Source organism: Kribbella sp. NPDC056345 (assembly GCF_042262745.1).
In the GTDB taxonomy this organism is placed as follows: domain Bacteria; phylum Actinomycetota; class Actinomycetes; order Propionibacteriales; family Kribbellaceae; genus Kribbella.
This window is the reverse complement of the sequence record NZ_JBHJQQ010000004.1, coordinates 294,645-319,789: the sequence shown is the minus strand read 5'-3', so window position 1 is coordinate 319,789 and position 25,145 is coordinate 294,645. Positions and strand designations below refer to the sequence as shown.

Genomic DNA, 25,145 nt, shown 5'->3' with positions numbered 1-25,145 from the left:
CATCCGCTCCTTTGCGGCGACCTTCTAAACTCGCGCTCATGAAGCGGGAGGAAGGCGTGGCCGCCCACACCGTCAGTACTCCGTCCGGACCTTTGCGTGGCGAGCCAACGGCGTACGGAATGGTCTTTCGGGCCGTGCCGTACGCCGCTCCTCCTGTCGGACCGAACCGCTTCCAGCCACCGCAGCCGGTGCCGGCGTGGTCCGGCGTCCGGGACGCGCGCTCGGTGGGGGCGACCGCGCCGCAGAGTGACGAGACGACGGCGCTGTCCGACCTGCTGCCGAACGTCGTCATCGCGGGCGACGACTACCTGCATCTGAATGTGTGGACGCCGGACGTGAACGGCTCCGCGCCGGTCATCGTGTTCGTCCACGGCGGCGCGTTCACCTTCGGCTCGAACGCCCTCACCGGCTTCGACGGTACGGCGTTCGCCCGCGACGGGGTCGTGTTCGTGACCATCAACTACCGGCTCGGTGCCGACGGCTTCGCCTGGTACGGCGACGGTGTCCCCAACCTCGGTCTACTCGACCAGATCGCGGCGCTGACGTGGGTGCGCGACACGATCACGTCCTTCGGTGGTGACCCCGGCAGGGTGACCGTGATGGGCGAGTCGGCGGGCGCGATGAGCATCGGCGCGCTGATGACGATGCCGGCCGCCAAAGGGCTCTTCCACCGCGTGATCCTGGAATCCGGCGCCGGGCACCACGCGATCTCGCCGTCAGCCGCGCTGAATGTCGGACGCCGGTTGGCCAAACTCCTCGGCGTACCGGCGACCCGCGAGGGCCTCGCCGGCGTCTCCTCAGCCGACCTCATCGTTGCCCAGAGCCGGATTTCCGCACAGCTCGTCAAGTCGCCGTTCCGCCGCATCTGGGGTGATGTCGCGCCGAACCTGATGCCGTTCGAGCCCGTCATCGACGGTGTGGTGCTGCCGGAACTCCCGATCCGCGCCATCGAGGCCGGCGCCGGCTCGGAGCTCGACGTACTGGTCGGCTACAACGCCGAAGAAGCCCGCCTCTTCTTCCTGGACCTCGCGGACGACGGCTTCGCTCCCCGGCTCACGTCGTACCTGCTCGGCCGTGCCCTCGGCCTCCGCCGCAAGGACCTCGCCGCCTACCGGCGCTGGTCGACCACCGACCACGCGGCCCTCGTCGCCATGGTCACCGACGCCATCTACCGGATCCCCGCGCTCCGCCTCGCCGAAGCCCACGGCAACGCCCACGTCTACCGCTTCGCCTGGCCCTCCCCCGCCCGCGACGGCCGCCTCGGAGCAGCCCACGCCGTCGAACTCCCCTACGTCTTCGACAACCTCGCCGACCCGATCTGGGAAGGCATCCTCGGCACTCACCCCGACCAGGCTGTGGCGACCGAGATGCACGCAGCTTGGGTCGCCTTTGCCCACAACGGCGACCCCGGCTGGCCGACGTACAAGCCTGCAAACCGGATCGAACGCGAGTTCGCCGGCCCGCAACCGCTGGTCGAGAACCACGCCCCCGCCGTTCGCGCCCTCTGGGCCGACCGCCGCTAATCTCCTGACCATGAACCGGCCGGAACCACCACTCGCCGCGGGCGAAGCCGAGACCCTCGTGGGTTTCCTGGAGTACCACCGCGCAACCTTCGCCTGGAAATGCGCCGGCCTGGACGCAGCCGGCCTAGCCGCAACCGTGGGCGCCTCGACCATGACGCTGGGCGGAATGCTCAAACACCTCGCCTACTACGAGGACCACTGGTTCTCCCGCCGCATGCAAGGCAACAAACGCCACCCCCAGTGGGCCGGTCTCAACCCCGAAGAGGTCTGGGTCGTCCGCGAGACGCCCGATGCCCTCCACGCAGTCTGGGAAGCCGCAGTCGCCCGCTCCCGCACCCAACTGACCGAAACCCTGGCGAACGGCGGCCTCGACCAGCCGGCCCGCCGTTCTCTCCCCGACGGTGAGATACCCAGCGTCCGCTGGATCGTCCTGCACATGATCGAGGAGTACGCCCGCCACAACGGCCACGCCGACCTCATCCGCGAATCCATCGACGGCTCAGTCGGCGAGTAGTCAGTCCTTCCGCCACATCATCCGGCTCCGCATCATCCGCGGCGTATCCCGCGCATTGGGCGCAATCGAATGCAACACCCACGGATGCGTGACGAAGACGTCCCCAGCCTTCCCGGTCAGTTCAACCACCCGCACCGGAATCCCGTCCACATCCGCTTCAACCATCGGATCGACCTCCCGATCCGCTGTGGTCAGCTGCCGAAACCACTCGTGAGACCCCAGCACCTCATCCCGAAACGCCTTGAGGTCCGGCTCCTGCACGCTCTCCAACTGCTTCCGGATCACCCGATGCGACCCCAACACCTGCGGCGTCCCACCCCCGCCCGCCTCAACATCGCCCAGCAACGCCCAAACCTTCACCGCCACCAGCTCGTCCCGGGGCAGGTCGAACCCCACATCCGTATGCCACAACCGATGCGGCACCACCCAAGGCTCCCCAGTAGACATAGTCACCAGCACCTGCCCCTGATGCGTCGGCTCGACCCACTCCCCCAGCAACTGATCCAGCACACCCCGCAACCTCGGCCCCAGAATCGCGTCAGCCGCCGGATCCCGCTTACTGACCTTCAACCTCGTCGGCCGGTGCGGCTCCCAGGTACGGCGATCATCCGCCCGCATGCCGTACAGCTCCCCCAACTCACGCCAAACCCCATCCCGCACCCGAGCCGCATCCGCAACCCCGAACGCCCCAGGCACCCGCAACATCCCGTCCCGCGCAAACCCTTCCAACTGGTCGTCACTCAACATCTCCCCATGCTGACCACCCGCCGTACCAGCCCGCCACCGAGTTTCCAGCCCCAGACACACGAAAGAGCCCCCGACCGCGTCTCCGCAGATCGGGGGCTCTCATGCAGCCTGTGGCGGGTGCAGGGTTCGAACCTGCGTAGGCATAAGCCGACAGATTTACAGTCTGCTCCCTTTGGCCACTCGGGCAACCCGCCAGGGTGCTGCCGGTTCGTGAACCGGCGTGGGAGACGATACAACAGTAGGTGCCCCTCACAGCAAATCGGAAAGGAAGTGCCCATGGCTTCGGAGTCCTCCTTCGACATCGTGAACAAGGTCGATCAGCAGGAGGTGGACAACGCCGTGAACCAGGCGGCGAAGGAGATCAGCCAGCGGTTCGACTTCAAGAACGTGGATGCGGGCATCAAGCTGTCCGGCGAGGCGATCGACATGCAGGCGAACACCGAGGAGCGGTGCAACGCCGTTCTCGACGTGCTCAAGGACAAGCTGGTCAAGCGGCAGATCTCGCTGAAGGGGCTGGAGGCCGACGAGCCCAAGCTGTCCGGCAAGATCTACAAGATCAACGCCACGATCAGCGCCGGGATCACGCAGGAGAACGCGAAGAAGCTGTCGAAGCTGATCCGGGACGAGGGTCCGAAGGGCGTGAAGGCGCAGATCCAGGGCGACGAGCTGCGGGTGTCCAGCAAGAGCCGGGACGACCTGCAGGCCGTGCAGGCGCTGATCAAGGGGCAGGACCTGGACTTCGCGGTGCAGTTCGTGAACTACCGCTGACGCAGGCCGGACGGCGGCCCGGCTAACGGGTCGCCGCGGGCCGGTTGGGCGGGCATGCTGGGCGGCGTGGGTGACACGTTGCTGCGGCGGTGGTTGTACGACGACTTCGGGCTGGATGTGGTGGAACTCTCACCTGTCGGCCACGGGGCAGACCTGGCCGCGCAGGTGTGGAAGGCGAGTACGGCGACCAATGCGTACGCCGTGAAGTGGAGTGGGGCCGGGACGAACACCGGCCACCAGGTGGCGGCGTACCTGGGTGATTGCGGGCTGCCCGGCGTACCGGAGGTCGTCCGGACGGTGGAGGGTGGGTTGTGGACCTTCCACGGGAAGAAGAAGCGGCTGACGGTGACGCCGTGGATCGAGGGGGCGCGGGCGGCTGAGGTTGGGCTGTCGGGGGCGGAGTGGACCGGGTACGGCGCTCTGCTGCGGCGGGTGCATGATGCGGAACCGCCCGAGCGGTTGCGGGAGGCGTTGCCGAAGCACAGCCATATCGACGCCCGAGTGCCGCGGGTGGCCGAGGAAGTGCGGGAGCGGCTCACGGAGGCGCCCGAGCTGGCTGCTCTCTGGGAGGAGCACGCGGAGACGATCGACGTACTGCTGGCTGGGGATCCGCCGGCACCGACCGGACCGCGGGTGGTCTGCCACGGCGATCCGCACCTCGGCAACGTGCTGGTCGCGAAGGACGGGCTGCACCTGATCGACTGGGACGACGTGATCCTGGCGCCGCGCGAACAAGACCTGATGTTCATGCTCGGTGGCATGGGCGATCTTGGGCCGACGTCGGATGAACAGATCGAGGCGTTCCTGAGGGGCTACGGACCGCATGAGATCGACGACGAGGCCGTGCGCTACTACCGGCATATCCGGGCTCGCGAGGACGTCGTGCTGTGGTCGCACCAGGCCCTCACCGGTCCCGACCGCGAAGACTGCATCGCCATCACCCGCAGCATCCTCACCGAGGGCCTGGCCGTAGGCGTCGGTAAGGACACGTAGAGGTCGGTTGGGTGGCGGGCGGTCGCGCTCGGAGAGAAGTCCGGCGGCTGCTGATCGGGGACTACTACGTGTCGTTGGCGACGGGGCCAGGTGACGTAGGTCTCGCCAAGCGCCTTGGCTTGACATAAATTCTGAGTAGACTCATTATTGAGTCAACTCAGAGAGGGATGGATGTCATGCGAGCGTTCGTGGTCAGGGAGTACAAGGGGCCGTTGCAGGAAGCCGATGTTTCCGAGCCCGTGGTCGGGGAGCACGAGGTGCTGGTCGAGGTGCGGGCGGCTGGGCTCAATGTGCTGGACGAGAAGATTCGGGCGGGTGAGTTCCGGCAGATTCTGAAGTACGAGCTGCCGTTGATCCTCGGCAACGATGTGGCCGGGACGGTCATCAGCACGGGTGCGAAGGTGCAGACCTTCAAACCAGGTGACGAGGTTTATGCGCGGCCCAGCAGGATCGGGACGTTGGCGGAGCGAATTGCGGTCGCCGAGGAGGATCTGGCGCTCAAACCGGCCTCGGTCAGTTTCGAGGAAGCGGCATCGATGCCGTTGGTGGCTTTGACTGCCTGGCAGGCACTGGTCGAGCGGGCCAATCTGCAGCCGGGGCAGCGGGTTCTCATCCACGCCGGCGCCGGTGGAGTCGGGTCGATCGCGATCCAGCTTGCCAAGCACCTCGGTGCGACGGTTGCCACCACGGTCAGTGCGGGTGACGCCGACTTCGTGCGTGGGCTCGGGGCGGATCACGTCATCGACTACCGCAGTCAGGACTTCGAGGAACTGCTCGACGGGTACGACGTCGTCCTGGACAGCCTCGGTGGCGAGAACCTCGCGAAGTCCCTGCGGGTACTGCGTCCTGGCGGTAAGGCGATCGGGATTGTAGGGCCGCCGGACCCGGCGTTCGGTCGCGAGCTCGGCGCGAATCCCGTGATGCGGCTGGCGATTGCCGCTCTCAGCAGCAGCATCCGCCGCCAAGCGCGGCGCCTGGGCGTGAACTACGAATTCCTCTTCATGCGCTCCAGCGGCGATCAATTGCGCCGGATCACGGCTCTCGTCGACCAAGGGGCAGTGCGCCCGGTCGTGCGGCGAGTCGTCGGCTTCGACGAGACCGTGGAGGCGCTGCAGTCGATGGGCAAAGAAGGCAAGACCGTCATCACCAGAACAACAGAAACAGGAGAAGCAGCATGAACGTCATCACGGCCTACAAGGACGCGCCCACCCAAACAGTCGATGCCAAAGGCGTCACCTACGCCTATCGCGAACTCGGACCGAAAGGCGGCATCCCCGTCGTCTTCTTCGTCCACCTCGCCGGGAACCTGGACAACTGGGACCCGCGCATCGTCGACCCGATCGCGCGAACCAGGCACGTGATCGCCTTCGACCAGCGCGGTGTCGGGGCGTCGACCGGCAAGGTCCCGGACAGTGTGGAGGCGATGGCCGAGGACGCCTACACCTTCGTCACGGCGCTCGGCTTCGACACGATCGACGTGTTCTCGTTCTCCCTCGGCGGCATGGTCGCCCAGGCCCTCGTCACGAAGCACCCCGACCTGGTCCGCAAACTCGTCCTCACGGGCACCGGTCCCGCAGGCGGGAAGGACATGGACAAGGTCGCCGGTGTGACGTACTACGACATCCTGCGGGCGACGTTGACCCGCTCGGATCCGAAGGAGTTCCTGTTCTTCAACCGCAACGCCACCGGTAAGCCGGCCGCCCGAGCGTTCGTGCAGCGGCTCCAGGAGCGCACGACCGACCGCGACGCACCGGTCTCGCTGCGGGGTTTCCAGACCCAGCTGAAGGCGATCAAGAAGTGGGGACGCTCAGCCCCGGCGGATCTGTCGAAGTTCACCCAGCCGACGCTGATCGCGAACGGTGACAACGACCGGATGGTGCCCTCGGTGCTGTCCGAGGATCTGCACCGCCGGATCAAGGGCTCGCAGCTGGTCATCTACCCTGACTCAGGGCACGGCGGCGTCTTCCAGTTCCACGACAAATTCGCCCCGGTCGCCGTAGATTTCCTCAGCCTGTGAACACGGAAGGACGGCAAACATGCCACCCACCGGACGGCGAGAGCGGAACAAGCAGGAGAAGCTGGACCGCATCACCGCCGCCGCCCGAGACCTCTTCGCCGAGCGCGGGGTCGACGAGGTAACCACCCAGGAGATCGCCGACCAGGCCGATGTCGGCGCCGGCACGTTGTTCCTCTACGCCAAGTCCAAGGGCGAACTCCTGCTGCTCGTGCAGAACTCCGGGTACGCCGATGCGCTGGTGGAGGGTCGATCGGCGGCCGAGCGCATCCCCGACGTACTGGATGCGGTGATGGCGATCGTCCGCCCGGTCGTGGAGTGCAACCGCAAGCAGGTCGACAACGGGCGGACCTACCTGCGCGAGATCGTCTTCGGCGACCCCGAGGAGCCGCACCACCGCGATGCCCTCATGCTGACCGTGCAGACCGAAGAGGCGATCGCCGACGTGCTGCGGCGGGACGAGCAGATCAGAGCCGGCGACGCGGCGACGCTGGCGCACATCATCTCGGCGGTCATGTTCCTCAGCATGGCCGCGACGATCAACCGCGCCAACCCGGTCGACGCCGTGGTGCAGGAAATCAGGGACCAGGTCCGCGTCCTGCTGCCTTAACGACAGGAGGTGTCCGGTCTTGAGCGGCACCTGGAGCCGAAATGAGCACCGGCCAGGGGTGACCTCCTGTCGTTCGTGCCGGCTAGGCGGTGGTGCGGATCGCGCGTGGGGAGGCACCCAGTTCTCGGTGGCAGGCCTTGTTGAAGGCTTGCAGGTCGGGGATGCCTACGGACGCGGCGATCGCTGGGATGGAGAGGGTGGAGGCGGCCAGGAGGTGCCGGGCTCTGGCCATGCGGCGGTGGCGGATGTAGGCGATGACGGTGCTGCCGGTTTCGGCTTGGAAGAGGCGGGTCAGGTGGTTGTGGGAGACGCCGACCACGCGTGCCACCCCGGCGACGGTGAGGGGGCGGCCGAGGTTGGCCTCGATGTGGGCGGTGGCAGCCGAAACAGCAGGGTGGGCCTCGCCCTGAGACGTGGTGGTGGCGAGATCGGTCAGGTGCCAGAGGACCGTCCAGACCTCGGCGGCAACCCGGGCGGATCCGGACGGCGACGCTTCGAGGGCGGAGCGCATCAGGGCCGTCAGTAGCGGGGCGGTAGTCCCAGCATCTTGTACGACGGGCAGGTACGACGGCTCGCCCACAGCAGACGGGCGGAAGTGGGCATAGAGGTGCTCGGAGCGACCGCGGTAGTCGAACTGAACCAAAGAACCGGCCGGAGTGAGCGACACGTACCCCGGTGCCACCGCGTACGTCGTACCGGCGACGGTCAGGTCTGCGGAGTAGGTGTAGAGGTGCAGCTGCCAGAGGTCGGGGAGCTGGAAGGTGTCGCGGAGCGAGCGGGTGCCGTGGATCCCGGATCCGATGTTGACAACCTCCGGCGGCGCAGCTAGCCGCAGCTCGATCATGGTGAAAAATTACCACCAGTGGTGATCACAACCCACGCAATCCAACGATGGATCGACCTAGCGTTGTGGAGTAGTAACCACCACCCCCGAGAGGGAGAACCATGCCCCATCCGCATCAGAAGAACCTGCTCAGCTCGGTTCAGATGGCGCATTTCGTGGCGACGGGGTCGCTCCGGATGGACGCCGTCGTACCGGACGAGATGAACCGGCAGGCGATCGAGGTCCTCGACAACGGCATCCCCGGCGTCCCCTACGGCACCCCGCTGTCAGAGGCGTTCGTGGACAGCGAATTCGTCCAGCGGCTGGTGCAGCTGCCGGAGGTGGCCGGGGCGATCCACAGCCTGGTCGGCCCGGAGCCGACGGTCGACCACCACGCCGTGCACATCCGCAAGGCGCACGAGGGTGAGGCGCAGAACCTGCACGGTGACGCGATCATCGACGTCCGGCCGGACGCGTTCGACGTCCAGCTCATGTACTACCCGCAGGACGTCACGCTGGAGATGGGCGGCACGCTCAGCGTCCCCGGCAGCCACCTGCGCCGGACCAACGAGTCCGACACCGGCCGCTACCAGAACCTGCTCGGCCAGACCCGCCTGGTCTGCCCGGCCGGCACCGTCCAGTTCCTGCACCACGGCATCTGGCACGGCGGCCGCAAGAACGACAGTGCGATCGACCGGTACATGTTCAAGATCCGCTTCAACCCGACCGTGCGTCAGGTCCGGCTGTGGAACCTCGAGGACCTGTACGACGACGAGGTGGCGCGCGAGCTGAGCCAGTCCTTCCCTTGGTACGAGAACGCGACGGGCCGGCTGGAGATCTACAACCGGGTGAAGCTGTGGCAGGCGATCACCGGTGACGACACGTTCGACCCGGACTACTGGGTGACCCGGGTGTCGAACCGCCCGCAGCGCGTGGTCTCCCAGCGCAGCGTCAACCCCCACGCCAAGAAGGTGATCGCATGACCGCCCCAGCAACAGAAGCTGCCCAGCAGACCGTCCGCCAGCAGGTGCTCGTGCTGTACCTCGCCTCGTCCGCCCTGGACGCGCGGGTCGTCGGCTGGTCGACGTACGACGGGACGGGGGCGACGTCGCCGACAACGGGGGACAGCGACGTACCGCCGTACTCGAGTGGGCTGGATGCGTTGAAGGACGGCTGGCGGTTGTTCCAGGCCGCGCAGTTGCTGCCGCCGCAGCCGGGACACGAGTACGACGTCTCGTTCCTCAAGCACGAGTTCTTCTTCGAGAAGCTCGTTACTGTTTGACCGCGAAGGAGCCATGGCATCGGTAACATCCGGTGCCATGGCTCAGTCGTATCCGCCCCCGCAGTCCGGTGCTCCGATCAAGCGCAGCCGGGGGCCGATCGTCTTGTTCCTGCTGCTCGTGGTGGTGCTGATCGCGGCGCTCGCGGGGATCGTCGTGATCGTGCTGAAGCGGGTGAACGAGGAGCCCGCACCGCCGAAGCCGGCCGCGGCGGACACGCTGCAGTTCCGGCGGGTGCTGAAGCTGGAGCCGAACGCGTGCGCCAAGGCACCGGTCGCGGCCAACGTCCGGTGCAGTGCGGACGGAACGAAGTACACGCTGGGCAAGGTCGAACTGGACAGCACCCACGTCACTGACGTCCAGGCGATTGCGGACACGCAAGGAACCGGCTGGCTGGTGATGCTGACGCTCGATGCCGCGGGCACCAAGACGTTCGCGACGCTGACCGGCCAACTGGTGAAGGCCAGGCCACCGGCCAATCAGCTGGCGATCGTGGTCAACGATCGCGTGGTGTCGGCGCCGAGTGTCTCGGCGCCGATCACGGGCGGGCGGGTACAGATCGCCGGGAGCTTCACGTCCAAGGAGGCCAAGCAACTGGCCGCGGACATCACGGGTTAGACCGGCAGGATGCAGACGGGCTTGGGCCAGCTGGTGGGGTCGCCGTCGGGCGTCAGGAGCCCGTCAGTGATTCCGTACGTCGCGATGGTGTCGGAGCGCTCGTTGGCTGCGTAGAGACGGGTGCCATCCGTGCTGAAGGCAAGGTGGCGCGGCCAGTTGCCACCGGAGTCGATGGTCTGGACGAGCTCGGCCGAGAGGCCATCCGCCGCGACAGCGAAGACGGCGATGGTGTCGTCGCCACGGTTGGAGCCGTAGAGGAAGCGGCCGTCGGCGGAGATCAGCAGCTCGGCCGGGTAGCTCTCACCAGGTGAGTCGGCCGGGCGGGTGGAGAGCGTCTGGACGACCGCCAGCTTGCCCTCGGCGTAGCTGCAGACGCTCAGCGTGGAGTCGAGCTCATTGATCACGTACGCCGCGCTGCCGCCCGGATGGAACACCAGGTGTCGCGGACCGGCGCCGGGGTGGATCTGCAGCAGGTCGACCGCCTCGAGGCGGCCTGCCGAGGTCAGCGTCGACGTGTAGACGGTGTCCGAACCGAGGTCGACATCGAAGACGAAGTCACCGAAGAACACGACCTGGTGCGCGTGCGGACCCTCCTGACGATCGACGTTCGGGCCGGTGCCCTGGCGCTGCAGGATCTGGGTCGCCGTACCGAGTGCGCCGTCGGCGCCGATCGGGTGGATCGCGATCGAGCCGGAGCTGTAGTTGGCCGACAGCAGGTACTTGCCGGACGGGTCGATGCCGAGGTGGCACGGGTGCAGCCCCTCGGTCGGCTGGTCGTTCAGGAACTCCAGACCACCGTCGGCCTGGATCGCGAAGGCGCTGACCCGGCCGGTCTCCTCCTCGTTGGTCGCGTAGAGGAACCGCCCATCGGCGGATCGCACCAGGAACGACGGGTCGGCAGTCGTCGCCGCCAGCGCGAGGCCGTCCAGCGAACCGAAGCCGATCCCCTCGCCGCCCCCGTCCTGACTGGTGTAGCTCCCGACATAGATCTGCTCAGAGGTCATAGCGCCTACCCTGCCAGGTCACTCACCGTGGGGCACGCCGGTGTCCAACCCGTAGAGCGCCGACCCCCAGCCGAGGTCCCGCACCAGCACCTGCCACCCCAACCGCCGGTACAACCGCGGTGCGGCCCGATCATCGACGTACGTCGTGAGCAGCAGTCGGCGATGGGGAAGTCCAGCGACGAGTGCGGTCATCAGCGCCGCCCCGATCCCCTGTCCCTGAGCCTCCGGAGCGACGGCGAGCTCGACCACTTCGAAGTGTCCACCGATCCACTCGGCCGCGAGCTCGGCGGAGATCGCGGCAGAGATCCGATCTGACCACCACTGCCCCGGCCAGCCGGTGAACCCGTAGGCGAACCCAAGAACAGATTCTTCCTGCGCCACAACCAGCCGGAAGTCGTCCCGCTCGGCGTGGGTGGGCAGCTGTTCGTTCGTGAAGCGGGTGGCGTCGGAGTGCTCTTCTCCGGCGAACGCGGCGGCGAAGACCTCGCCCAGCTCCGTGGCGATGCCTAAAGCTGCAGTTCGGTCCAGGACGGCGATCACCTCGAGAATCCTGACATAACCTCGACCTCGTGGATACCGAAGCCTTCCTCCGCCGGATCGGCGTCGAGCACGACGAGAAGCCCGGCCTGGACGGGTTGACGCGCCTGCACGAGGCGTACGTCGACCAGATCCCGTACGAGTCGGTCCAGTTCCAGCTCACCCCCGGTACGCCGCTCGATCTCGAGGAGACCGCCCGCCGGATCATCGCCCGTGAGACCGGCGGCTACTGCTTCCAGCTGAACGGCGTCCTCGGCCTGCTCCTCACCGAGCTCGGCTACGACGTGACCATGCACCGCGGCGGCGTCCAGACCCCGAACTCGGCTGGCGATGTGGATGGCAGTCATCTCGTCCTGACCGTGCGCGGACTGGTCGAGGATCCGGACCGGGTGTGGCTGGTCGACGCCGGTCTCGGTACCGGCCTGATCCATCCGACTCCGCTCGAGGCCGGGACCTTCCACCAGAACCCGTTCGACCTGGTGCTGCGCCGTTCGGAGAAGACCACCGGCTGGCGGATGGACCACGACCCGCGCTTCGGCCTGTTCGGCATGGACTTCGAGGACGCACCGGCCACTCTCGGCGACTTCGCGGCCAAACACCTCGAGCTGTCGGGGGACCCGCAATCCGGTTTCCGCCGGACCGCGTCGGTCTTCCGCCGCAAGCGCGAGTCGATCGTCGTACTGCGCTCGGTCGGCCGCAAGGAGACCTTCGGCGACCGAGCCGACAGCAGCATCATCGAGAACCAGGCGGACTACTTCGCGATCCTGGCCGACGAGTTCTTCCTGCCCCTCCCCCAGTACGACGACGCGCAGCGCGACCAGCTGTGGCGCCGGGTCTGGCAGCAGTACGAGGACTTCGTCGCGCAGACGACCTAGCTCCGGGCGTGCCGGACCTTCAGCCGCCCGAACCCCATCGACCCGGTGATCCGGATCGTCGGCCCATTGGGTCCGGTGGGCGGCCGCATCTTGTAGCTCACGTCCTTCCACCCGGTCTGGAATCCCTCGATCTCGACGATCGCGTTCCGCGGAACCCTGATCCGGGCCTGGCCGGTACCGAGCTGCAGCTCGATGTCGACGACCGGGTCCTCGATGATCGCCTGGGACAGATCGAGGTACACCTGCCCGAACGCGGACTCGACCTTGAGGTTCCGCGGTACCTTCCACACACCGCGACGGCGGATCCGCCCACTGGCGGCGCCGATGGCCGCGGTGGTGGCCGGGCGCTCCGCCGGAAGAGTGGACAGCGCGACCTCGAGTTCGTTCTGCGCTTTGGCGGTCAGCACCTGCTGCAGCCGTTCGTCCAGCTCCTCGTGCGTGATGAACCCGCCGGTGTAGGCGCTCTGCAGACGCTGTACGGCGGTGTTGCGGTCGTCGTCGCCGATCCGTCGCGACGAGTCATCCGGTGAAAGGCTCACCGGATCAGCCTAGCGGCGGGTAACGATCGCCATAACCACCGTGTCGCCTTCGGAGAAGGTGAGGGTGGCGCGGTGGAGCGGTCCGGTGCCGTCGCCCCACAGGACTACGCCGCCCACGCCGCCGAGGGTGATGCTGCCGTTCTTGCGCACGAGGCGAATGACGCCGTCCTTCACGGTCGCACTGTTCTTCTCACCGCCGATCGTGATGACCGCTGTCTTGCGGATCAGCACCTCGCAGTTGCCGTCGTTACAGGCCTCGTAGTTCTGCCCGTCCTTCGCCTCCGGCAGCGGCGGCGTGGTCGGAATGATCGGCGTCGGCGGGCCGACCGTCGGCCAGGTCGGGCCGTCCCAGCTCAGGCTGTACTCCGCCTCGGGCTCGCCCGAGGAGCTACCGCAGGCCGCTAGGGCTGCGGTCAGCGTCACCGCGAGGAGTAGGCGTCTGATCACCCAACTGACACTAGCCACGGCTACCGACACCCGACGTGGATTGGCCGGAAGGTGTCAGGTGGCCAAGGCGAAGAGTGTGCTGGGCAGGACCGAGACGACCACGGCGGCCGCGGTGAACAGCGAGACCATCACGACGGCCGGGGTCTCGATGTCGACCGAGAACGGGTCGTCGGCCGGCAGCAGGAACAGTTCGGCGACCCAGCGCAGGTAGACCGCGAGGCCGATCATCACGTTGATCGCCATCACGATCGCCAGCCAGCCGAGATGCGCGTCGATGACTGCCTGGAACGCGGCGAACTTGGTGAACAACCCGGCCAACCCCGGCGGCAATCCGGCCAGCACAACCAGGAAAAAGATCAGCGCGACCGCGAGCCCCGGCTCGGAGCGAACCATGCCGCGATAGTCCGACAGCAACCCGCTCGGCCGATGCCGCTGTACGACGGCCACCGCGCCGAAGGCCCCGAGCGTGACGATCACGTACGCCGCGAGATACCCGACCACCGCTTGGGCATCACCAACCGCCAAAGGCGCCAGCAGGAAGCCGACCTGGCCGATCGAGGACCAGGCGAGCAGCCGCACGGCCTCGCGTTGCCGCAGCGCGGCCAGGTTGCCGACGGTCATCGTGACGGCGGCCAGGATCGCGATCACCAGCCGCAGGTCGGAGCCGTCCGGCGCGAGCCCGGTCACCACCAGGACGAGCAGTCCGGCGACACCCGCCGACTTCGACACCACCGCCAGGAACGCGGTCACCTCGACCGGCGCACCGACGTACGTGTCCGGAAGCCAGGCGTGGAACGGGACAGCGGCGATCTTGAATCCGAACCCGACAATCACGAACAACCCCGCCGCGAACGCGACCCGCTCCAGGTTCGCATCGAGACCGTTGAGCCGGTTCGCGATGGTGGTCAGGTGCAGGGAGCCGGTCACGCCGTACAGGTAGGAGATGCCGAACAGCATCACCGCGGTCGACAGGACGGACACCAGGAAGGCCTTCATCGCGGCTTCGGAACCACGGCGGTCCCGGCGCAGCGCGACCAGCGCGAAGCCCGGCAGCGACACCACTTCGAGCCCGATCACCACCGTCGCCAGATCGCGCGCCCCGGCCAGCGTGGTCGCGCCGACCAGCGCGCTGAGCAGCAGGAAGTGGTACTCGCCGACGGGGATATCGGCCGACAACAGCCGGTACGCCGAGAGTCCGACGACCCCGAGCCCGCCGATCAGCAGCACGCCCCACAGCCCTGCGGTCAACGGCTCGAACACCAGACTGCATTCGGCCGGCCCTTCGGTCACCGGGCGGCAGAAGGCGGGTTTGAAGTCGTCCCGCTGCGCCCAGACGAAGACCATCCCGAACAGGATCACCGCGCCGGTCAGCAAGGTGACGACGGTATGCCGAAGCTGCTTCGGCGAACTCCGCCAGAACGCGTCGATGAGGAGTACGGCGACTGCGCCGATCGCCAGCACCAGCGGTACGGCGATCGCCTGCCAGTCGGTCCATGTGAGCGTCACAGGCTCCCCCACTGATGCAGAAGCAGGCCGGGCCAGACGCCGAGCAGCACGGTCAGCACGATCAGCGGCGACCAGGTGATCAGCTCGATCCGGCTGAGGTCGACCGCGAAGGCACTAGCCGGATTCTCGGCCGGGTCGCCTTGGCAGAGGTTGCGGATCAGCCGCAGGAAGTAGGCCGCGGTCAGCACGGTGCCGAGTCCGGCGATCACCATGAACACCAGGTAGGTTGCCCGCGGCAACGAGTCCGCCGGGTTGTAGGCGCCGAGCAGGATCAGCATCTCGCCCCAGAACCCGGCCAGCCCCGGCAGGCCGAGCGAGGCCAGGCACGCGAACGTGAGCAACGCCCCGATCCGCGGCAACCGCGCGTACAGGGCCCTGCCGATCGTCCGCAGGTCGCTGGTGTCGTGGCGGTCCTTGATGGCGCCGGCCAGGAAGAACAGCAGGCCGGTGATGATGCCGTGAGCGATGTTCGCGAACAGGGCACCTTGCATCCCGGCCTCCGAGAGCGAGGCGATCCCGAGTCCGATGAAACCCATGTGGCCGACACTCGAGTAGGCGATCAGGCGCTTCACGTCGGTCTGGCCGAGACAGGCCAGCGAGCCGGCGATGATCGCGACGGTCGAGAACCCGGCCAGGTACGGCGCGATCGTCACGGTCGCGTCGGGCAGGACCGGGACCAGGATCCGGATCAGCCCGTACGTCCCGAGCTTCAGCAGGACGCCGGCCAGAATCACCGAGCCGACCGTCGGGGCCTTCGCATGCGCATCCGGAAGCCAGATGTGCAGCGGCCACAACGGAACCTTCACTGCCAGACCGACCGCGATCAGCAGCGCGGCAGCGAGCGGTACGCCGTGCCCGCCGAGCACCGGGGAGTTCGTCAGCTGCACGAGGTCGAACGTCCCGGCCTGCCGGTAGACGAGCAGGAAGCCCAGCAGCATCAGCGCGGAGCCGAACACCGTCATCAGCACGAACGTGGTCGCGGCCCGCTTGCGCCCGGCCCGGTCGTGGTCGTCACCCCAGATGTCGATGATCAGCCACATCGGGATCAGCACGATCTCGAAGCAGACGAAGAACAGCACCAGGTCCATCGCGCTGAACGCACCGATCACGCCCGCCTCGATCACCAGCAGCAGCGCGATCAGCGAGCGCATCCGCCCGATCCGCGGGGTGATCTTCAGCGAGTAGATGCAGCACAGGAAGGTCAGCAACGCGGTCAGGATGATCAGCGGCAGGGAGATCGTGTCGATCCCGATGTGGAACCGCACGTTCAGTGGCGGAATCCAGGGGACGTCGGTGACTGCGCGGAGCAGGGTGCCGTCGACGTTCGAGTTCGCGTAGAGCGTCACGTGCGGCTTGCCGCCGGGGAGGTCACTGGCGGGGGCGTAGGCGAACCAGCCGCCGGAGCGCGGCCAGAGCAGAATCGAGCCGACCAGCACAACCCCGGACACAACCGCGCCGTACGCCGCGGCCAGCCGATCGCCTAGCTGAATCGGGAGCGCCCAGAGAGCCAGCGCGGCGAGCAGCGGGAGAATCAGGATGCCGAGGAGGACGGCGACCTCGAAGCTGTCGTTCGCAGTGTGCACGGTGATCATCGGGCGATCACTCCCGCCAGGATCGCCAGTGCGACTACGCCGACCACGGCTCCGGTCAGGTAGGTCTGGACGTTGCCGGTCTGCAGCAGGCGGAAGCCTTGGGAGGCGAGTGTCCCGCTGCGGCCGACCGCGCGCACGTAGCCACCGATCACGTCGCGATCTCCCAGCACACTCAGCTTGGACAGCCAACGCACCGGCACCACGAACAGCCCGTGGTACGCCCGATCCATCCCGAACTCACGCTCCAGCACCGTCGGCCGCGGGTCCGCGCCACGCGACCACAGCGAGTACGCCGGCAGTACGCCGAACAGCACGAGAACCGTGGAAGCCAGCGCGATCACCCAGTTGAGGTGCAGACCGTCGACGTACCCGAGCCCGATCGCGGCCACCGCCAGCAGGACGAGCGGACCGAGCATCAGCCAGGGCGCGTCCTTGAGCTTCGACGTGTCCGGATCTTCGAGGTCCGCCATCGGGTCGTCCTGCTCGAACGCACCCATCGCCCCGGCCAGCGCCGGTGTCCGGAAGAACACCCACAGCCAGAGCCGAGCGCAGTAGAACGCAGTGAACGCCGCCGTGAGCCCGACCGACGCCAGCACAACCCAGCCGATCGCCGAACCGTCCCCGTGCGCATGCTCCCAGGCCGCTTCCAGCACGGTGTCCTTGGAGAAGAACCCGGCAAACCCCGGTACGCCGGCCAGTGCCGCGAGGCCGACCGTCATCGTCAGGAAGGTCACCCGCAGCCGGTTCCGCAGCACCCCGCGGCGCGTGTACCGGCGCAGCACCACGAAGGCAGCACTGCCGACCTGATGCAGCAGCACGCCTGCACAGAGGAAGAGCAGACCCTTGAATGCCGCATGGGTGACCAGGTGGAAGAGCGCGGCATGACGCCCCTCCTGCGTGCCCAGCGACAACGCGGCGAACATGATCGCGAGCTGGCTGACCGTCGACCACGCCAGCACCCGCTTCACCTCGACCGCGGCCATCGCGCAGAGCGCCGCGAACAGCATGGTCACGCAGGCGATCACCGCGAGCACGGTCATCGTGGTGGCCGAGGCCGAGAAGACGTCGTACAGCCGGGCGATCAGGAAGACACCGGCGGCCACCATGGTCGCCGCGTGGATCAGCGCACTGACTGGGCTCGGACCGGGCATCGCGTCCGGAAGCCAGGTCTGCAAGGGCACCTGGGCCGACTTGCCGACCACGCCGACCAGGAGCAGCAGCGTGCCGGCGGTCAGGACACCGGGCGAGATCCGGGCCGGATCGAGCTCGGAGATCCGGAAGGTGCCCGCGCCGACGCCGAGAACGAAGATGCCGAACAGGAAACCGACATCGCCGAGCCGGGTCATCAGGAACGCCTTCACCGCGCCGGAGCGGGCGTCGCGCCGCTCCCAGTAGTGACCGATCAGCAGATACGAGCAGGCGCCCATCACCTCCCACCCGATCAGCAGCAGGAACAGGCTGTCCGAGACGACCACCGTCGCCATCGCGGCGGTGAAGAGCGTGACGAGCGCGTGGTACGACGCCGCGCGCTCGTGCAGGTAGCTGAGCGAGTAGACCTGCACGCAGGTCGCGACGACTCCAACCACCGCGAGCAGCAGCAGGGTCAGATCGTCGGTGCGAACCGCGAACCCGATGGTCAGGTCGCCGATCTGCGATTCCAGGAACGAGGCTTGCTCCGGGGCGGCGCCGTACAGGAGACCGGCGATCAGCAGCAGGAGCAGCGAGAAGCCGACGCCGGCCACCCGCCAGACGGTCGCGATCACGTCGGCGACTCCTCGTGCTCGACCAGGTCGCGGGCGGCGTCCGCGTCGACGTGACCGTGGCCGCGGAACAGCAGCAGCACGATCGCGAGCCCCAGCCCGATCTCGGCCGCGGCCAGCGTGATCACGAAGACCGCGAGGGTCTGACCGGTGGCCAGGCCGTCGAGGTGCCACGCATCGAACGCGACCAGGTTGAGGTTGACCGCGTTCAGCATCAGCTCGAGCGACATCAGGATGGTGACCGCGTTACGGCGGGCCAGGACGCCGTACACGCCGAGGCAGAACAGGACGACCGCGAGCAGCAGCGGGAGGACGAGCGGCATCTCAGTCCTCCTTCTTCCGCTGGGACAACGCGATCGCTCCGATCAGTGCGGCCAGCAGCAGCACCGACAGGATCTCGAACGGCAGCACCCAGGTCTTGAAGATCGAGGTCCCGACGGCTTCTGCAGAACCTGCGGGGACGGGCTTGATCTTTTGATTGCCGAAGGCAAACACCACACCGGAACCCAGCAGCAGTGCGAGAACCACCGCGACGGTGGCCGCGAACGGGCTGCGCGCAGTGGTCAGGTTGGGGAGCGGATTCGTCGGGGCCTTGGTGAGCATCAGCGCGAACAGGACGAGCAGGACGATGGCACCGACGTACACGAGGATCTGGACGAGTGCGACGAACTCCGCGTGCAGAGCCCCGAAGCAACCGGCGATCGCGCCGAGCGTGACCACCAGCCAGAGGGCCGCGTGCACGATCCGGCGCGACGTCACCACCATCACGGCGGCGGCCACTGCCACCGCACCGGCGACAGCGAAGAGCGCAGTGGTCACGCCTCGCCCTCCACCGCGGTGACGGTCGGGCCGGGGTCGATCGGCTGCGGGGCGGGGACGGTCCACATCCAGTCCCGCAGGCGGTCCTTCTCGTGCGTGAGGTTGCGGAGCTCGGTCTCGGCGTACTCGAACTCGGGTGACCAGAACAGCGCGTCGAACGGGCAGGCCTCGATACAGATCCCGCAGTACATGCACAGGCTGAAGTCGATCGCGAAGCGGTCCAGCACGTTCCGGCTGCGCTCGCGGGCCTGCTCACCGACCGACGGCGCGGTCTCGGTGTGCGAGTCGATGTAGATGCACCAGCTCGGGCACTCGCGGGCGCAGAGCATGCAGGACGTGCAGTTCTCCTCCATCAGCGCGATCACCCCGCGCGACCGCGGCGGCAGCTCCGGCTGGACCTCCGGATACTGCTCGGTGACGGATCGGCGGCCCAAGGTCTTCGCGGTGACCTTCAGCCCATCGATCAGACCCTTACCCGGTACCCCCACGCTCCACCTCCCCGTCGAAGTCATGTACTAGCAGGACACTAGTCGGTTCCGCGCCGATTGGGTGCGACCAGCTCCCTTTCCAGGCGGGCCGCGACCTGACGGTAACGGCTCACCGGTATCAGGTGAACGCCGTCGAAGGCGCCGGAGTCACGGATGCGGAGGATCTGTTCGCAGGCGTGGTCGACACCGGCGTCGCGGTCCTGGCCGACCGCTTCGATCAGGCTGTCGGGGATCGTGAGCTGGGGCAGGGCGGCGAGATTACGGGCCATGGTCGGACTGGCGAGGACCATCACCCCGGCGTACACGGGGATGGTCAGGTCGACGGAATCGCGCCAGCGAAGGAGCTCGTCGACGTCGTAGCTGATCTGGACGAACAGGAAGTCGGCCTCGGCCTTCCAGCGCGGGACCGGGCGGAGGCGGGTGGTGGCGCCGACCTGGAAGGGCTTCAAGCCCGGGTACGTCGTCTCGCGCGTCTGCTCGATCATCGCCCGAACCGTGAGCTGGCTGGTGCGCGCGCCCTCCGCGGGGTCGTCGCCATGGACGAACAGGAACTGCTCCACGCCGTACGCGGCCGCCGTGAGCAGGTCGCGGCGGAATCCGAGCAGGTTGCGGTCCCGCGAGTTGAGGCAGGCAATGCCGCGGGAACCCATCGCCTGCACCTCATTGGCGACGGCGACACTGGACACGGTCGCCCGGCCGATGTGGTTGTCGGGAATCAGGAACGCGTCCGCGATCGGGCTCATCACCCCGATCTGGTGCCGCACCTTCTTCAGATCAGGCCGCGTCGGCGGCTCCACCTCACAGATCAGCTCGAATCCCGGCATAGCCGAACCCTACTGATGTGGTTGGGGGCGCCAGGCGAAGTTCCAGGGGGCGGGCAGCTCCCTAGCCAGGTCAGGTGGGGAGGGCGCGAGCGCGGGTGGCGAGGAAGCGTTGCTCGGCGGCGTTCTCCGTGAGCTCCTGGGCGACGCGGTAGGCGTCTCGGGCTTCGGTGGGGCGGTTTAGGCGGCTGAGGAGGTCTGCTCGGATGGCGTGGAAGAGGTAGTAGGTGTCCAGGTTGAGCTCGTCGACGACGGTCAGGGCTGCGGCTGGGCCTTCTACTTCGGCCAGGGCTACGGCTCGGTTGAGGGCTACTACCGGGGTGGGGTCGAGGGTTAGTAGGTGGTTGTAGAGCTGGAGGATCTGGGTCCAGTCGGTGGGTGGCGGGTCGCTGTGGACGGCGTTGATCGCGGCTTGCAGTTGGTAGGGACCAGGCTGCTTGCGGCGGAGGCAACGGCGTACCAGGTCTTGGCCTTCCGCGACTAGGTCGGGGTCCCACTGGATGCGGTCCTGGTCCTTGAGGCGGATGAGTGAGCCGTCGGCGTCGACTCGGGCCCGGCGGCGGGAGTGTTGGAGGAGCATCAGGGCGAGCAGGCCGACTGCCTCGGGTTCGTCGGGCATCAGGTCGACCAGGACCCGGCCGAGCCGGATCGCCTCCAGCGCGAGGTCGTCACGCACGAGGGTGTCGCCGGACGAAGCGGCGTACCCCTCGTTGAAGATCAGGTAGACGACCGCGAGGACACCGCGGACGCGTTCGGGCAGGTCAGCCTCGTACGGGACGCGGTACGGGATGCCGGCCGCGCGGATCTTCGTCTTGGCCCGGACCAGCCGTTGCGCCATCGTCGGCTCCGGCACCAGGAAGGCGCGGGCGATCTCGGTCGTCGTCAGCCCACCGAGCATCCGCAGCGTGAGTGCGACCCGGACGTTGAGCGCGAGGGCGGGATGGCAGCAGGTGAACAGCAGCCGCAACGGTTCGTCGTACACCGCTCCCACCTCCTCCGGCTCGTCCTGCGCATGCAGCAACGCCGCCTGCGCATGTTTGTCCTCACGCTTGTCCTCACGCCGCAACCGGTCGATCGCCCGGTTCTTCGCGGTCGTGATGATCCAGCCGGCCGGGCTCGGCGGTACACCGGTCTCCGGCCACTTCTCGACCGCCGTGGCGAACGCCTCCTGGACGGCGTCCTCCGCGATCTCGAGATCACCGAAGATCCGGGTGAGCACAGCCACCGCGCGGCCGTGCTCGGCCCGGAACACCTCGGCGACAGTCAGCCCTGGGATGGCCGCACCTCGATCGACAGCGGATCCAGCACCACCGCCACCTTCCGGGCCCAGTGCAGCGCGGCGTCCAGGTCCTCGACCTCGATCACCGTGAACCCGCCGAGGTGTTCCTTCCCCTCGGTGAACGGCCCGTCGGTCACCAGCACGTCCCCGCCGGACGCCTTGACCACGGTCGCGGTCTCCGGTGGGTGCAGCCCGGCCGCGAACACCCACACGCCCGCCGCCTGCATCTCCTCGTTCACTGCCTGCAGCTCCCGCATGACCTTCTCGAGAACCTCCGGCTCCGGCACGGGTCCGTCCGGCTGATAAATGCTCAGCAAGTACTGCGTCATCATGACCTCCTGGTCTCTAGTCTCACCCTCTACACGAACGAGGTGGGCCCGGATCGACACCGCGTGCAACCTCTGCGTTGGCCCAGGTACTCGGGCAGGGTGTGGGAATGACAGTGGACCGGGCGGAGTTCGAGGACTTCGTCGCGGCGAGATACGGGCAGCTGCTGCGGACGGCGTACCTGCTGACCCAGGACCGGGCGTTGGCCGAGGACCTGGTGCAGACGACGCTGGCCCGGTGCTGGCTGGCCTGGGCGCGGATCGACGAGCCGGGGGCGTACGTGCACCGGACGATGCTCAACACCTACGCCGCCTGGTGGCGCCGCCGCTGGAACGGTGAGCATCCGACCGACGAGCTCCCCCACTCCCCGCAGTACGACGGGGAACCTGCGGTCGACCTCGGCCGCGCGTTGAAGCGACTCCCCCGGCGGATGCGGGCGGTCGTCGTACTGCGTTTCTACGAAGACCTCTCCGAGGCGGAGACCGCCCGGATCCTCGGCTGTTCGGTCGGCACCGTCAAGAGCCAGACCAGCCGGGCACTGGCCAAACTCCGCATCGATCCCCGTCTCGTCGACCACCCCCTGGAGCAGTCATGAGCCTCGACGAACTCCGCCGCCACCTCAGCGACCAGGCGGACGAGATCGATCTCGCCACCCCGGCCCCGCTCGCCCAGGTCCAGCGCCGGGCGACCCAGGTACGACGCCGCCGGGTCGCGACCGGGGTTGTCAGTGCAGCGGCCTGCCTGGTCGCGGTCGGCGCGGTCCTCACCGGTACACCGGTCCTCGACCGCGGTGAACCGGCGACCACCCCGGTTCCCGCTCCGACGCAGGTCACGTCGCCCCCGAGCGACGGCATGCCGACTAGCCCGGTCCAACCGGCCAAGAACGACTACGTCATCAACGGCGTCAACTATCAAGCCGAGGTGGCCGGCGCCGAACTGCAGGTGGCGCGCATCAACGATCGGCCGTTGTCGTTCTCCTGGACGCCGACTGACACGAAGGTCGACTTCCGGATCTTCTGCACGATCCCCGGGAACGGGTCGGCTAGCGGGATCGGCGCCGTCGTACTGCGGCTCAACGGGAAGGTCATTACCTCCCGCCCCTGCGACAACGTGTCCGACCCGCTCCCGGGCGAGCGGTTCGGGGCCGATCCGAGCCAGGACCTGGGCGTCCGCGTCGGCCGCACCGTCCAGCTGACCGCAACAGTTGTCGACGGCAACGGTCGTGAGGTGAAGTCGCGCGGCCTGCTCCTCGGTGCCGCCGTCTACACCCGCGCCGAAACCCGTGCCTTCGGTGCCTACAACTACATCGAGCTCCCGGTCATCGCCCAGTTCCACGGCCGTCGCTACCAGCTGGACGAAGTCCAGGCCACCTCCACGTCCGGCCCGAACTACGCGAACATCGAGCTCCAGGGCCCGGCCTTCGAGCCGTACCTCGCCGTCTTCGGTGTCGAAGCCAGCGGCCGGGCGCACTCCCTGGAGCTCGCAGGCACGCCAGGCGGCCGGTCCTACGAATTCGCCCCCGCCGACGGCCCGGCCTCCGGCCTCTACCTGGCCCCGGTCCCCGCCCAAGCCGCCGGCCCCGTCATCTTCCGCCAAACCAAGCGCCAGGTCTCGGGAGAACTGTTTCTGGCCCTCTACCACGCTGTTGAGTGACGGTAACGACAGGTAGTAGGTGTGTACGTAGACGACGGCGCCCGCGGGGAGCTCCCGCGCGGGCGCCGTTTCTACCACTACTACGTGTCGTTAGCGACTGATCTTCGGGTTGTCGATCGCCCAGTACCAGTCGTTGTCGCCGTTGGTGAGGGACCAGGTGAGCTTGAGGCTGCGGGCGCCGGCGGGGACGGGGATGGTGAGGCGCTCCTGCTTGGCGATGGCGTCGGCTGTGTAGGTGAGGACCGGCTTGGGTGCCGCGTTGTCGAAGGCGGCGAGCACGGTCGCGGTCTCGTTGCCACTCTTCAGGTAGTGCGAGGAGAAGGTGACGGTTGCGGTCGTTGCGCCGGTGACGTCGTAGGCCGGCGACGACAGCTTGCTGTTGAACAGACCGCTGCGGGACTTGTCGGACCACTCGTCGGAGTCGGCGACGGCGAAGACACCGCGCGCCCGGACATTGCCTTCCCGCGACTGGTCGGGAGCCGCACGCGTCCAGAAGTCGTCCGTGGTGAACGACCAGCCCTGCCATTCACGGACGCCACCAGTACCAAGACCAGCGTTGTCGATCGTCCACCCCGCCGGCGTGCTGTGGGTCCAGCCCTTCACCTCGGCCGGTACGCCGGTCTCGTCCAAACGCGACTGCAATGAGCCGGCCAACGAGTCGAACGGATCCGCGGGCGGTGTCGCCTGACCGTCGAGCTCTGGAGCGGACACCCCGAACCGGCTCAGCACGATGGCCGCGAGATCCACGTTCTTCGGGGCGATCGCCGGCGTACCAGGCGTCGTACCGGGGCCGTTGCGGATGATGAACGACGACCGTTCGGCGGGCGAGCTGCCACCGTGACCGCCGGATTCGGTGTGGCCGTGGTCCGAGGTGACCAGGATGGTCCAGTCCTCGTTCGAGTACGTCGGCCGCGCGCGGACCGCGGTCAGCAGAGTCGCGATGTGCTTGTCGGTCTGCTCGGTGGCCTTGCGGTAGCAGGCACCGGCGGCACCACAGCTGTGGCCGGCGATGTCGACGTCCCCGAAGTACACGAAGGACGCGTCGGGGCCGGTGTCCTTCAGGTACGCCGCGGCTTCGGTCGCAATCCGCGCATCGGCGGCCGCCCAGCCGAGGGCGTCACCGTCGTAGGTGACCTTCTTCTGGATCTCGTCGCTGAAGATCGCCTGCCCGGCGCTGTTGGTGGTCAGCGGGGTCCAGTCGGCGATCGCGTACGTCGACAGTTCGGGGCGGGCGCGCTCGATCCGGGTCAGGAAGTCCGGGTACTGGGTCAGGTTCGAACCCGTTCCCCAGCTGTTGCTCTTCACCTTGTGCTTGTCCGGCCAGACGCCGGTCGCGTTGGTCGCCCATCCCGGTCCCGAGACGGTCGGAGCGAACGGCGCGGCGTACAAGGAGGTCTTGGCGGCCGAGCCGGTACTGATCAGCTCTTTCATCGCGGGGGTGTTGAAGGCCTGGATCTTGGTCAGCATCGCGCCGTCGATGCCGATCACCAGCACCTTCTGGGTGCGGGCCTCGGCAACCCCGAAGGCGGAGGTGGCGAGCAGGCTGGTGGCGGCGACGATACCGAGAGCGGTGACAGCTAAGGGGCGGTTCACAGGCTCCTCCGAAGG

Annotated in this window: 28 protein-coding genes, 1 tRNA gene and 1 pseudogene; 13 read left to right on the top strand and 17 right to left on the bottom strand. The window is 67.7% G+C overall.

The genetic code is table 11. From position 1 onward, the window contains the following. Window positions 1-38 precede the first annotated feature (38 nt). Entirely contained in the window at window positions 39-1,523 is a 1,485-nt protein-coding gene (locus ACFCV3_RS16335) for a carboxylesterase/lipase family protein (RefSeq protein WP_376030824.1), read from the top strand. 10 nt (window positions 1,524-1,533) lie between these two features. After that, on the top strand, window positions 1,534-2,037 hold the full coding sequence (locus tag ACFCV3_RS16330) for a DinB family protein (RefSeq protein WP_376030823.1): 504 nt from the start codon (window positions 1,534-1,536) through the stop codon (window positions 2,035-2,037). On the opposite strand, the gene ACFCV3_RS16325 is transcribed toward ACFCV3_RS16330, so the two are convergent. Beyond that, a complete protein-coding gene (locus tag ACFCV3_RS16325; protein ID WP_376030822.1) occupies window positions 2,038-2,784 on the bottom strand; it encodes a phytanoyl-CoA dioxygenase family protein in 747 nt (248 codons plus the stop codon). A gap of 111 nt (window positions 2,785-2,895) precedes the next feature. Then, a tRNA-Tyr gene (locus ACFCV3_RS16320) sits at window positions 2,896-2,978 on the bottom strand. An 82-nt stretch (window positions 2,979-3,060) separates the two neighbouring features. Here ACFCV3_RS16320 and ACFCV3_RS16315 point away from each other — a divergent pair. The 5 genes from ACFCV3_RS16315 (at window position 3,061) to ACFCV3_RS16295 (ending at window position 7,169) form a co-directional block, all read left to right on the top strand. Beyond that, window positions 3,061-3,552, top strand: coding sequence for a YajQ family cyclic di-GMP-binding protein (locus ACFCV3_RS16315; protein ID WP_376030821.1), 492 nt, complete (start codon window positions 3,061-3,063; stop codon window positions 3,550-3,552). 66 nt (window positions 3,553-3,618) lie between these two features. Then, the gene (locus ACFCV3_RS16310; RefSeq protein WP_376030820.1) at window positions 3,619-4,545 is read left to right on the top strand and encodes a phosphotransferase enzyme family protein; all 927 of its coding nucleotides are present in this window, start codon (window positions 3,619-3,621) and stop codon (window positions 4,543-4,545) included. Between the two features lie 176 nt (window positions 4,546-4,721). Beyond that, a complete protein-coding gene (locus ACFCV3_RS16305) occupies window positions 4,722-5,723 on the top strand; it encodes an NADP-dependent oxidoreductase (RefSeq protein WP_376030819.1) in 1,002 nt (333 codons plus the stop codon). Beyond that, window positions 5,720-6,562 (top strand): alpha/beta fold hydrolase, encoded by an 843-nt coding sequence (locus ACFCV3_RS16300; RefSeq protein WP_376030818.1) that lies wholly within the window; start codon window positions 5,720-5,722, stop codon window positions 6,560-6,562. The genes ACFCV3_RS16305 and ACFCV3_RS16300 overlap by 4 nt, the downstream gene beginning before the upstream one ends. A 19-nt stretch (window positions 6,563-6,581) precedes the next feature. Continuing rightward, window positions 6,582-7,169: a TetR/AcrR family transcriptional regulator gene (locus ACFCV3_RS16295; RefSeq protein ID WP_376030817.1), complete on the top strand. Its 588-nt coding sequence runs from the start codon at window positions 6,582-6,584 to the stop codon at window positions 7,167-7,169. Between the two features lie 82 nt (window positions 7,170-7,251). Here the strand turns inward: ACFCV3_RS16295 and ACFCV3_RS16290 are convergent, their stop codons facing one another. Then, entirely contained in the window at window positions 7,252-8,013 is a 762-nt protein-coding gene (locus ACFCV3_RS16290; RefSeq protein WP_376030816.1) for a helix-turn-helix domain-containing protein, read from the bottom strand. 101 nt (window positions 8,014-8,114) lie between these two features. On the opposite strand from ACFCV3_RS16290, the gene ACFCV3_RS16285 reads away from it, so the two are divergent. Genes ACFCV3_RS16285 through ACFCV3_RS16275 form a run of 3 tightly spaced genes read left to right on the top strand, consistent with a single transcriptional unit; the run spans window position 8,115 to window position 9,890 of the window. After that, window positions 8,115-8,975 carry a phytanoyl-CoA dioxygenase family protein gene (locus ACFCV3_RS16285; protein ID WP_376030815.1) on the top strand — a complete coding sequence of 287 codons (861 nt, stop codon included), beginning with the start codon at window positions 8,115-8,117 and terminating at the stop codon, window positions 8,973-8,975. Then, complete coding sequence (locus ACFCV3_RS16280) at window positions 8,972-9,274, top strand: hypothetical protein (RefSeq protein ID WP_376030814.1); 303 nt, start codon at window positions 8,972-8,974, stop codon at window positions 9,272-9,274. The genes ACFCV3_RS16285 and ACFCV3_RS16280 overlap by 4 nt, the downstream gene beginning before the upstream one ends. Before the next feature lie 37 nt (window positions 9,275-9,311). Next, window positions 9,312-9,890, top strand: a complete 579-nt coding sequence (locus ACFCV3_RS16275) for a hypothetical protein (protein WP_376030813.1) — start codon at window positions 9,312-9,314, stop codon at window positions 9,888-9,890. On the opposite strand, the gene ACFCV3_RS16270 is transcribed toward ACFCV3_RS16275, so the two are convergent. Together ACFCV3_RS16270 and ACFCV3_RS16265 are read right to left on the bottom strand one after the other, a co-directional pair. After that, window positions 9,887-10,894, bottom strand: a complete 1,008-nt coding sequence (locus ACFCV3_RS16270) for a lactonase family protein (protein ID WP_376030812.1) — start codon at window positions 10,892-10,894, stop codon at window positions 9,887-9,889. The genes ACFCV3_RS16275 and ACFCV3_RS16270 overlap by 4 nt on opposite strands. 18 nt (window positions 10,895-10,912) lie before the next feature. Continuing rightward, window positions 10,913-11,434 carry a GNAT family N-acetyltransferase gene (locus ACFCV3_RS16265; RefSeq protein ID WP_376030811.1) on the bottom strand — a complete coding sequence of 174 codons (522 nt, stop codon included), beginning with the start codon at window positions 11,432-11,434 and terminating at the stop codon, window positions 10,913-10,915. A 29-nt stretch (window positions 11,435-11,463) separates the two neighbouring features. On the opposite strand from ACFCV3_RS16265, the gene ACFCV3_RS16260 reads away from it, so the two are divergent. Then, a complete protein-coding gene (locus tag ACFCV3_RS16260; protein WP_376030810.1) occupies window positions 11,464-12,306 on the top strand; it encodes an arylamine N-acetyltransferase in 843 nt (280 codons plus the stop codon). Here ACFCV3_RS16260 and ACFCV3_RS16255 read toward each other — a convergent pair. The 11 genes and pseudogenes from ACFCV3_RS16255 to ACFCV3_RS16205 form a co-directional block, all read right to left on the bottom strand. After that, window positions 12,303-12,845, bottom strand: coding sequence for a DUF1707 domain-containing protein (locus ACFCV3_RS16255; RefSeq protein WP_376030809.1), 543 nt, complete (start codon window positions 12,843-12,845; stop codon window positions 12,303-12,305). The genes ACFCV3_RS16260 and ACFCV3_RS16255 overlap by 4 nt on opposite strands. A gap of 9 nt (window positions 12,846-12,854) precedes the next feature. Next, complete coding sequence (locus ACFCV3_RS16250) at window positions 12,855-13,292, bottom strand: hypothetical protein (RefSeq protein WP_376030808.1); 438 nt, start codon at window positions 13,290-13,292, stop codon at window positions 12,855-12,857. Window positions 13,293-13,346: 54 nt separating this feature from the next. Next, window positions 13,347-14,798: an NADH-quinone oxidoreductase subunit N gene (locus tag ACFCV3_RS16245; RefSeq protein ID WP_376030807.1), complete on the bottom strand. Its 1,452-nt coding sequence runs from the start codon at window positions 14,796-14,798 to the stop codon at window positions 13,347-13,349. Then, window positions 14,795-16,390 (bottom strand): NuoM family protein, encoded by a 1,596-nt coding sequence (locus ACFCV3_RS16240; protein WP_376030806.1) that lies wholly within the window; start codon window positions 16,388-16,390, stop codon window positions 14,795-14,797. The genes ACFCV3_RS16245 and ACFCV3_RS16240 overlap by 4 nt, the downstream gene beginning before the upstream one ends. Beyond that, a complete protein-coding gene (locus tag ACFCV3_RS16235) occupies window positions 16,387-18,153 on the bottom strand; it encodes an NADH-quinone oxidoreductase subunit L (protein ID WP_376030805.1) in 1,767 nt (588 codons plus the stop codon). Before ACFCV3_RS16235 ends, ACFCV3_RS16240 begins: the two co-directional genes overlap by 4 nt. Further along, complete coding sequence (gene nuoK / locus ACFCV3_RS16230; RefSeq protein WP_132407902.1) at window positions 18,150-18,473, bottom strand: NADH-quinone oxidoreductase subunit NuoK; 324 nt, start codon at window positions 18,471-18,473, stop codon at window positions 18,150-18,152. Before nuoK ends, ACFCV3_RS16235 begins: the two co-directional genes overlap by 4 nt. Window position 18,474: 1 nt before the next feature. Then, the gene (locus ACFCV3_RS16225) at window positions 18,475-18,969 is read right to left on the bottom strand and encodes an NADH-quinone oxidoreductase subunit J (RefSeq protein WP_376030804.1); all 495 of its coding nucleotides are present in this window, start codon (window positions 18,967-18,969) and stop codon (window positions 18,475-18,477) included. 137 nt (window positions 18,970-19,106) lie between these two features. Continuing rightward, a pseudogene (locus ACFCV3_RS16220) lies at window positions 19,107-19,322 on the bottom strand (4Fe-4S binding protein); the annotation flags it as partial. Between the two features lie 173 nt (window positions 19,323-19,495). Then, window positions 19,496-20,281 (bottom strand): methylenetetrahydrofolate reductase, encoded by a 786-nt coding sequence (locus tag ACFCV3_RS16215; RefSeq protein ID WP_376030803.1) that lies wholly within the window; start codon window positions 20,279-20,281, stop codon window positions 19,496-19,498. A gap of 70 nt (window positions 20,282-20,351) precedes the next feature. Beyond that, the gene (locus tag ACFCV3_RS16210) at window positions 20,352-21,530 is read right to left on the bottom strand and encodes an RNA polymerase sigma factor (protein WP_376030802.1); all 1,179 of its coding nucleotides are present in this window, start codon (window positions 21,528-21,530) and stop codon (window positions 20,352-20,354) included. 11 nt (window positions 21,531-21,541) lie between these two features. Beyond that, window positions 21,542-21,886 carry a YciI family protein gene (locus ACFCV3_RS16205; protein ID WP_376030801.1) on the bottom strand — a complete coding sequence of 115 codons (345 nt, stop codon included), beginning with the start codon at window positions 21,884-21,886 and terminating at the stop codon, window positions 21,542-21,544. A gap of 107 nt (window positions 21,887-21,993) precedes the next feature. On the opposite strand from ACFCV3_RS16205, the gene ACFCV3_RS16200 reads away from it, so the two are divergent. Beyond that, window positions 21,994-22,479: a SigE family RNA polymerase sigma factor gene (locus tag ACFCV3_RS16200; protein ID WP_376030800.1), complete on the top strand. Its 486-nt coding sequence runs from the start codon at window positions 21,994-21,996 to the stop codon at window positions 22,477-22,479. After that, complete coding sequence (locus ACFCV3_RS16195) at window positions 22,476-23,537, top strand: hypothetical protein (protein ID WP_376030799.1); 1,062 nt, start codon at window positions 22,476-22,478, stop codon at window positions 23,535-23,537. The genes ACFCV3_RS16200 and ACFCV3_RS16195 overlap by 4 nt, the downstream gene beginning before the upstream one ends. Before the next feature lie 90 nt (window positions 23,538-23,627). Here the strand turns inward: ACFCV3_RS16195 and ACFCV3_RS16190 are convergent, their stop codons facing one another. Beyond that, a complete protein-coding gene (locus ACFCV3_RS16190; protein WP_376030798.1) occupies window positions 23,628-25,130 on the bottom strand; it encodes an alkaline phosphatase family protein in 1,503 nt (500 codons plus the stop codon). Window positions 25,131-25,145: the final 15 nt, after the last annotated feature.